Annotated in this window: 7 protein-coding genes and 1 pseudogene; 4 read left to right on the forward strand and 4 right to left on the reverse strand. The window is 71.6% G+C overall.

Annotation, left to right across the window (positions count from 1 at the left end):
• Positions 1–5: 5 nt before the first annotated feature.
• Positions 6–788, reverse strand: a complete 783-nt coding sequence (locus E1166_RS14385) for a transposase family protein (RefSeq protein WP_132339213.1) — start codon at positions 786–788, stop codon at positions 6–8.
• 707 nt (positions 789–1,495) lie between these two features.
• Here E1166_RS14385 and E1166_RS14390 point away from each other — a divergent pair.
• Positions 1,496–1,647: pseudogene (locus tag E1166_RS14390) on the forward strand (IS5/IS1182 family transposase); the annotation flags it as partial.
• A gap of 18 nt (positions 1,648–1,665) precedes the next feature.
• A complete protein-coding gene (locus E1166_RS14395) occupies positions 1,666–2,454 on the forward strand; it encodes an AAC(3) family N-acetyltransferase (protein WP_132339215.1) in 789 nt (262 codons plus the stop codon).
• 403 nt (positions 2,455–2,857) lie between these two features.
• On the opposite strand, the gene E1166_RS14400 is transcribed toward E1166_RS14395, so the two are convergent.
• The 3 genes from E1166_RS14400 to E1166_RS31515 all read right to left on the reverse strand — a co-directional run bounded on the left by E1166_RS14400 (position 2,858) and on the right by E1166_RS31515 (position 5,102).
• Positions 2,858–3,364 (reverse strand): NUDIX domain-containing protein, encoded by a 507-nt coding sequence (locus E1166_RS14400; RefSeq protein ID WP_132339217.1) that lies wholly within the window; start codon positions 3,362–3,364, stop codon positions 2,858–2,860.
• A gap of 197 nt (positions 3,365–3,561) precedes the next feature.
• Complete coding sequence (locus E1166_RS14405) at positions 3,562–4,005, reverse strand: hypothetical protein (protein WP_132339219.1); 444 nt, start codon at positions 4,003–4,005, stop codon at positions 3,562–3,564.
• Between the two features lie 188 nt (positions 4,006–4,193).
• On the reverse strand, positions 4,194–5,102 hold the full coding sequence (locus tag E1166_RS31515) for a hypothetical protein (RefSeq protein ID WP_207914238.1): 909 nt from the start codon (positions 5,100–5,102) through the stop codon (positions 4,194–4,196).
• Between the two features lie 75 nt (positions 5,103–5,177).
• On the opposite strand from E1166_RS31515, the gene E1166_RS14420 reads away from it, so the two are divergent.
• Positions 5,178–6,611, forward strand: a complete 1,434-nt coding sequence (locus E1166_RS14420) for an RNB domain-containing ribonuclease (protein ID WP_132339223.1) — start codon at positions 5,178–5,180, stop codon at positions 6,609–6,611.
• A gap of 69 nt (positions 6,612–6,680) precedes the next feature.
• Entirely contained in the window at positions 6,681–7,379 is a 699-nt protein-coding gene (npdG, locus tag E1166_RS14425; protein ID WP_132264963.1) for an NADPH-dependent F420 reductase, read from the forward strand.
• Positions 7,380–7,503 lie beyond the last annotated feature (124 nt).

Consider the following 7,503-nt stretch of genomic DNA (forward strand, 5'->3'; position numbering starts at 1 on the left):
CCTTTTCATCCTGCGTAGCGGTTCGTCTCGATGTGGTGGAGGACGAGGACGGCCTGCACGATGGTGGTTGCTCGGCGTGGGCAGCAGCGTAGCTTCGTCAGGATCTTGCAGGTCTTGAGCGTGGAGACGGCTCGTTCGCCGGGGGCGCGGGTCTTCGCGTGCGCCCGGTTGACCGCCTTCTGCCGGCGTGACAGCTCCGGCCGGAAGCGGCGCCGTTTGAACGGTGTCCGCACGCTGCCGCGGGCGCCCTGGTAGCCCTTGTCGCCGAAGGTCATCACCTTCGCGCTGGTCAGCGCATCGATGATGCCGTGGATACGGGCGGCGGTCAGGTCGTGGACGCTGCCGGGTAGGGCAGGCGAGGCCCAGACAAGCCGGCCAGCGGCATCGGCGATGACCTGCACGTTCACCCCGTGCCGTTTGTGCTTACCGGAGTAGTACGGCTTCTGATCGGCGATGCGGTCGATCGGAATCAGCGTGCCGTCCAGGATCGCGTACGCCAGCCGCCGGATCCGCTGCATGGCAGCGGCCAGGTCCTCGGCGGTGGCAGCGAGCACGGCGATCGCCTCCTGCACGTACCGCCAGGCGGTAGCCACTCCGACTTCGAAGCCGGCGGCGAGGCGCGTGTAGGTGTCGCCGTTGCGCAGGTGGGCCAGGGCCAGCAGGGCCTGACGGCCCGGGTCGAGACGCCGCCACCTCGATCGACGCTGTTGGCGGTGGCTGCGGATACAGTCGGCGAGGTGGTTCAGGGTCCGGCTGGACAGCGGGATCGTGGACGGGTAAGACAGCACAGGCGAGGCTTCCGGTCGGGGCATCGGGTTTTGGTCGACTGCTGTCTTACCTGGAGCCTCGCCCTCGTCGATCTCCTGTGCTGCCACACCTACCCTGAGCTACAAGACCAGCTTGGAAAAGGCTCATTAATCCAGCAGGAACGACATAGCCCATGCGACGGTCGTTCCACCAGCCACGAGAACCAGCACCCACAGGCTTTGGGCTGTAACCCGGGACGCGAGCGGACCGCCTCCAGTTCCGTCGTACGGCTCGTCATGCTGCTCGCTGCAGTGGCCGCAGGAAGCAGCATGAAAATTACGGCGACGGTATCCAGCGATGCACTGCCCGGAGGGGCGAACTGCAAGCCCAGAGCAGACATACTGAATTGGGAGACGGCACCGACGACGGCCCACAGTGCGGCATAGGCCGCGATGCCCGGTACGGTGACGCCACGGGCACCGGCGAAGGCCAATGCGATCAGGAGCCACGTGCGCGGCCCCGCCGACGTTGTCACGGCAGTGGGAGTGCCCGACAATTCCGGATCCCGTCCTGATTCGTCGCGATCCACGCGATCTGAGCGGATGCAGAGAGGCGGGAAAAAGTCTGCTGTGTCGCCCCGATCGCGGGATCCGTTGCCGCCAAGAGTTGAATGTCCGGCTCACCGGGGTAGTTGCTCGGGCCTTCACGCCCTCGAAGCTGCAGGGCCACGTGCCGATGAGCGCGGAAATCGTTCCGCCGCGGCTGACCAGAGAGGTGCGTCTCCACGCTCAAGACCTGAAAGTCCCGGCGAAGCTGCGCTGCTGCCCACAGCGAGCAACCACGATCGTGCAGGCTATCCTCGTCCTGCACCACGTCGAAGCTAACCGCTACGCAGGATGAAACGGATCACTGCGCCGAATGGACCAGCTGGCACCCCACACCGTCCAGTCTCTGGCGTCCGAGCTGCGCGCACTCGGCCTCACTTCGGGCGACGTACTGCTGCTGCACTCGTCGAACCGGAGCCTCGGGTTCGTTGCCGGAGGCCCCCAGGCAGTTGTGCGAGCGGTGCTGGATGTGCTCGGCCCCGAAGGCACCCTCGTCGTGCCGACCCACACGCCCGACAACACGGACCCGGCCGGGTGGCAGCATCCGCCCGTTCCCGAGGCGTGGTGGCCCGTGATCCGGGAGCACACCCCCGGCTTCGACCGATCGTGCACACCGAGCCGGTGGATGGGTGTCATTGCCGAGGTGGTCCGTACGTGGCCGGGTGCTCTGCGCAGTGATCATCCGCAGGTCTCGTTCGCCGCGCTGGGCAGGAACGCCGCGAGCGTCGTGGACGGGCACCAACTCGACGACGCGTTGGGCGAGAACTCCCCGCTCGGCGCGGTGTACCGCCTCGACGGCAAGGTGCTACTGCTGGGATGCGGTCACAGGTCCAACACCTCGCTGCACCTGGCGGAGTGCCGGCAGGTGTCGCCTCCGCAGGCGGTCACCGGTTCGTCAGTCCGACAGCCGGACGGGACAGACCGATGGACCACGTGGGTCGACGTCGTTGCCGATGAGGGCGACTTCGATCGGCTGGGTGCCGAGTTCGAGGCCACCGGTGCCGTGGTGATCGGTCGGGTTGGCAGTGCGGCGGCCCGCCTGATGTCCCAGCCTGTTCTGGTCGACTTCGCGACCGCCTGGATGGCCGCCAACCGCCTTTGATGACACCGTGAGCAAGTGGTTTCCGGCCGGCGAATTCAGCCGTCGGCGGGGCTTGCCGCCCGGTACGCGGTGTCGTGATGGTCATCGGCCGGATTCCCGCGATCGGAATTCGAGGAGCAGACCTCGACCGACCTCGACCGTAAGCCACCCCGTCGTACGCAGGAGGACAGCCGCGGCGACATCCATGCCGGGGGGGTCTCTACAGCATGGCCAGCGACCATGGCTCCGTCACCGACTACGACGGCAGCAGTACCATCGCGAAGTGGATCGGATCGCCCCGAACCGAGGCAGCCGCCACAAGGTGCGGCAGATGGTGCCATCCGGGGCCGGGAAACCGCCACTTGCCGCAATCGGCGACCGGGCCGACCGGGCAGGCTGGGGAGCGCCAGCCCGGGGGACGGCGTCAGCCGGCGACGGCCGTCACCTCGTCCCAGGTGGAGCCGGCGGGCAGGTACCAGGCGTCCGACGCGGCCCCGAGGGCGTGGGCGATGACCAGACGGGCATGCGCGTCCAACTCGGGCAGCCGGTCCGGCGGGAACCATTCCACCGCCAGTGACTCGTCGTCGTTGACCCGCGCCGTGCCGGAGATCAGCCGGCAGTGGAAGCCGAGGTTCAAGTACTCGCAGCGATCCCCGTTCGGGTAGGTGTGCGGGTGCGACAGCACACTGCTGAGCCGGACCGGCTCGACGCGCAGCCCGGTCTCCTCCGCCACCTCGCGCACCACGGCGGTGGCCGGTTGCTCACCCGGCTCGACGATCCCGCTCACCACCGACCAGCGGCCGTCGTCGGCCCGCTGGCCGAGCAGCAACGCCCCACGCTCGTCACACACCACCGCGCTGACGCTCGGCAGCCAGAGCAGGTCGTGGCCGATGTGCCTGCGCATCCGCTGGATGTAGTCCGGTACGCCCATCCGGCGACCCTAGCCGCCGTGGTCGCGCCCCGCGCAACGAGGCGGCGGGGGTCAGCCGCACCAGGGCGACGCTCCGCTCACCGACACGGTCGGTGTCGCAGCGCGGACAGGATCGGCTCCCGGCGGTTGTCCTGGTCATGACCGCCGACCATGCCGGTGTCGGCTGCCCGGGGGCGCCGGACGTTCGGCGGAGCCGGTCACGACGGGCACGCCACCCGTTCCAGCGCCACCGGATTCGGGCCGACCACCTGCGCGAAGCAGCCGTCCGCGGTGGCCTGCTGCCATCCGAAGAGGCTCGGCGCGGTTTTCGCCACGCGTACCCGGAAGACCATCCGGACCCCGGCGGCGGCGCGCTCCACGGTGAGCACCTCGACGCCCTCGGCGCGGTCGGCGATGCCGCGCAGCGTCGCCTGCCCGGCGGTCGGTTCGGCCAGCAGTTGCGTCCGCGTCCGTTGTGCGGTCGTGGTCACCTCGCGCGCCGCCCGCTGCTCCAACCGCTGCTGCGAGCGGTCCCGCAGCAGGGGCGTCATCACCGTCACCCCGACCACCGTCAGTACCACCGCGACACCGGCGGCGATCAGGCCACGCGACGCCCAGCCCGGTCTTCCTCCCCCGAAACGCACCCCGGGATTCTGCGTCACCGACCTCCTCGCCGGCTGTCCCGTCAACTTCAGACGAGTTTCGGCGTTCCCGCCCGCGCCCCTGTGACCAGGTCTAATGTGGAAGCCGACGAGTATTTACCCGATTCGGTGGCGGCCGGGCTGCTCCCGGTGCACAGTGAGCTCATGAGCGACAGCGGACGTGCCGGGCGCTACTACTGGTGCACGCGTCACCATCGGGTCGAAACCGATGTCGACCTGTGTGCCTCCCGGCACGTTCTCGGGCCGTACGCCTCAGCCGCCGACGCGGAGAACGCCCTGCAGCGGGTGCGGGAGCGTAACGAAGCGTGGGAGGCCGAGGACGCCCGCTGGGCCGGGGAGGGCAGATAGACGGCGCGGGACGGCCCGCGTCGAGGAACTCCGTGCCTCCGGGGGAGGCACGTGAGCGCATGCCCCAAGGAGGGAACCGAGATGGCCGAAGCACAACAGGCCACCCGCCCGGCCGCCAGGAGATCCGCCGCGACCGAGCGGAGAGCCGGCACCACCCGGAGCACCCCCGCACGCCGGTCCGTGCCGGCCACCACGACGGCCCGCAGGGCACCGGCCGGTAAGGCGTCGCCGAACGCCTCAGGTGCCGGGAGCGGCCGTGCCCCGGCCACCACGGCGACCGCCGCGAAGAGGACCACGGCCGTGAAGACGGCTCCGGCCAGGAAGACCACGGCGTCGAAGACCACAACGGCGGCGACGAAGGCCCCGGCGGCGAAGCGAACCACGGCGAAGACGGCTCCGACGACCAGGACCGCCGCCAGCAAGGCCCCGGCTGGCCGGACGGCGGCGAAGAAGGCTCCCGCCCAGAAGGCCGCCACCAGGACCACCGCCGGGGCGAAGAAGACCTCGGCCGCGGCGAAGAAGACGAGCACGGCGGCGAAGAAGACGAGCACGGCGGCGAAGAAGACGGTGGCGTCGAAGACCACCGCCAGGAAGGCCCCCGCGAAGAAGGCGACCGGCATGTCGTCGACCACCGCGCGCACGGCGGGCAGGCCGACACCCGTGAGGAAGGCCACCGCGCGTAAGGCCCCTTCGCGTACGACCGCCGCCCGCGGCAGCGCTCCGGCGAGCACCCGCTCGCGTGCCCGCAAGAGCAGCTGACCGTACGTCGAGCACCGCCCTCACGCGGGAGAGCGGATCATGCCCGGGGCTGCCAGGATTGACCCGTGCTCATCCGACGTGTGCTGGCGCCCCGCATCGACTTCGGTGCGCTGCGCCGCGAGCTGGGACTGCCGGACGCCTTCCCAGCCGCGGCGCAGCGCGAGGCGGACGAGGCGGCCGCCGCCGCGCCGCCCGCCGCGACCGACCGCACCGACGTCCCGTTCGTCACCGTCGACCCGGCGACCTCCCGCGACCTCGACCAGGCGATGCACCTGAGCCGCCGCCCCGGTGGCGGCTACCGGGTGCGCTACGCCATCGCCGACGTCGCCGCCCACGTACGACCCGGCGGCGCACTCGAGGCGGAGACCTGGCGGCGCGGGCAGACCGTCTACCTCCCCGACGGCAACGTGCCGCTGCACCCGCACACGCTCAGCGAGGGCGCGGCGAGCCTGCTGCCCGACGTCGACCGGGCGGCGGTGGTGTGGACCATCGACCTCGACGCCGACGGCGGCACCGTGGCCGTGTCGCTGGAGCGCGCCCGGGTCCGCAGCCGGGCCAAGCTCGACTACGTCGGGGTGCAGGCCGCCGCCGAGACCGGGACGCTGCCCGAGCCGATCGCCCTGCTGCCCGAGGTCGGCACCCTGCTCACCGCCCGTGGGCTGCGTCGGGGCGCGGTCAACCTGCCGCTGCCGGAACAGGACGTCGAACCCGACGGCGACGGCTGGCGGCTGGTGCTGCGCGGCCCGGCGCCGATGGAGGACCACAACGCCCAGGTCTCGCTGCTCACCGGGATGGCCGCCGCCGACATCATGCTCGCCGGCGGGATCGGCCTGCTGCGGACCATGCCGGCGCCCAAGCCCGAGGCGGTGGCCCGGCTGCGCGCCGCGGCGACCGCGTTGGGCGTGCCCTGGCCGGACGGGACCAGCGTCGGCGAGCTGCTGGCCGGGCTGGACACCAGCGGACCCCGGGCCGCCGCCTTCGTCGACCAGGCGGCCGAGCTGATGCGCGGCGCCGCGTACACCGCCTTCGACGGCGAGCCGCCCGAGCGGCCGGGGCACGGCGGGGTCGCCGCCGCGTACGCCCACGTCACGGCCCCGTTGCGCCGGCTGGCCGACCGGTACGCGACGGAGGTCTGCCTGGCCCTGCACGACGGCCGGCCGGTGCCCGACTGGGCCAGGGCGGCGCTGCCCCGGCTGCCCGAGGTGATGGCCGCGACCGACCGCACGGCCGGTGCCGCCACCCGGGGCGCGATCGAGCTGGCCGAGGCGGTGCTGCTGGCGCACCGGGTGGGGGAGAGCTTCCCCGCCGCCGTGCTCGACGTTGACGCCGCGCCGAACGGGCAGCCGAAGCCGGGCCGGCAGCCCGGCGGCACGGTGGCGTTGGACGACCCGCCGGTACGCGCCCGGTGCGTCGGCGTGCTGCCGCTGGGCGAACGGGTCCGGGTACGACTGGTCACCGCCGACCCGGTCCGGCGTACGGTGCTCTTCGCCCACGACTGATCCACGAGGCGGGATTCGTCACAGTGACGGGCGCTGCTGCCGTGCGGGACGGTTTGCGAGGATGATCGCATGGCTTACGACGCGACCAGGCTGCCCGATGTCTCCGGGCTGACCGTCGGCATCATCGGTGGCACCGGCGACCAGGGACGGGGGCTCGCCTACCGGTTCGCCCGAGCTGGTCAGCGGGTGCTGATCGGTTCCCGTTTCGCCGAGCGCGCCGCCGAGGCCGCCGCCGAGATCGCCGCCCTGCCCGGGGTGCCGGCCGACGCCGAGGTGACCGGGGCGGGCAACGAGGAGGTCGCCCGCGGCAGCGACGTGGTCGTGATCGCGGTGCCGTGGGACGGGCACGCCGCCACCGTCGCCGCGCTGGCCGAGCCGCTGGCCGGCAGAATCGTGGTCGACTGTGTCAACCCGCTGGGCTTCGACAAGCAGGGCCCGTACGCGCTGCCGGTGCCGGAGGGCAGCGCGGTGCAGCAGGCCGCCGCCCTGCTGCCCGACTCGCGGGTCTGTGCGGCGTTCAACCACGTCAGCGCCCCGCTGCTGGCCGACCCGGAGGTCGACCGGATCGACCTCGACGTGCTGATCTGCACCGAGGACCGGGAACTGGTCGACATCGTCGGCGCACTGGCCGCCCGGATCCCCGGCATGCGTGGCATCTACGCCGGCCGGCTGCGCAACGCCCACCAGATCGAGGCGTTCACCGCCAACCTGATCGCCATCAACAAGCGGTACAAGGCGCACGCCGGCATCCGCGTCACCGACCTCTGACGCCGACCCGTCCCGCTGGGCGGAGATCCTGGTACGGAACAACCCCTCGGGGAGCCACTGCGTACCAGGATCTGTTCTGGTCCTAGCGGGTTGCGCGTTGCAGGAGGCGGCGGAGGGCGGGGAG

The organism is Micromonospora sp. KC213 (assembly GCF_004348325.1).
GTDB lineage: Bacteria > Actinomycetota > Actinomycetes > Mycobacteriales > Micromonosporaceae > Micromonospora.

What these genes read in the sequence shown, in the direction of transcription:
- E1166_RS14395 (WP_132339215.1), top strand. Translation starts at nt 1,666, where the DNA reads ATGGACCAGCTGGCACCCCACACCGTCCAGTCTCTGGCGTCCGAGCTG.
- E1166_RS14400 (WP_132339217.1), bottom strand. Translation starts at nt 3,364, where the DNA reads ATGGGCGTACCGGACTACATCCAGCGGATGCGCAGGCACATCGGCCAC.
- npdG (WP_132264963.1), top strand. Translation starts at nt 6,681, where the DNA reads ATGGCTTACGACGCGACCAGGCTGCCCGATGTCTCCGGGCTGACCGTC.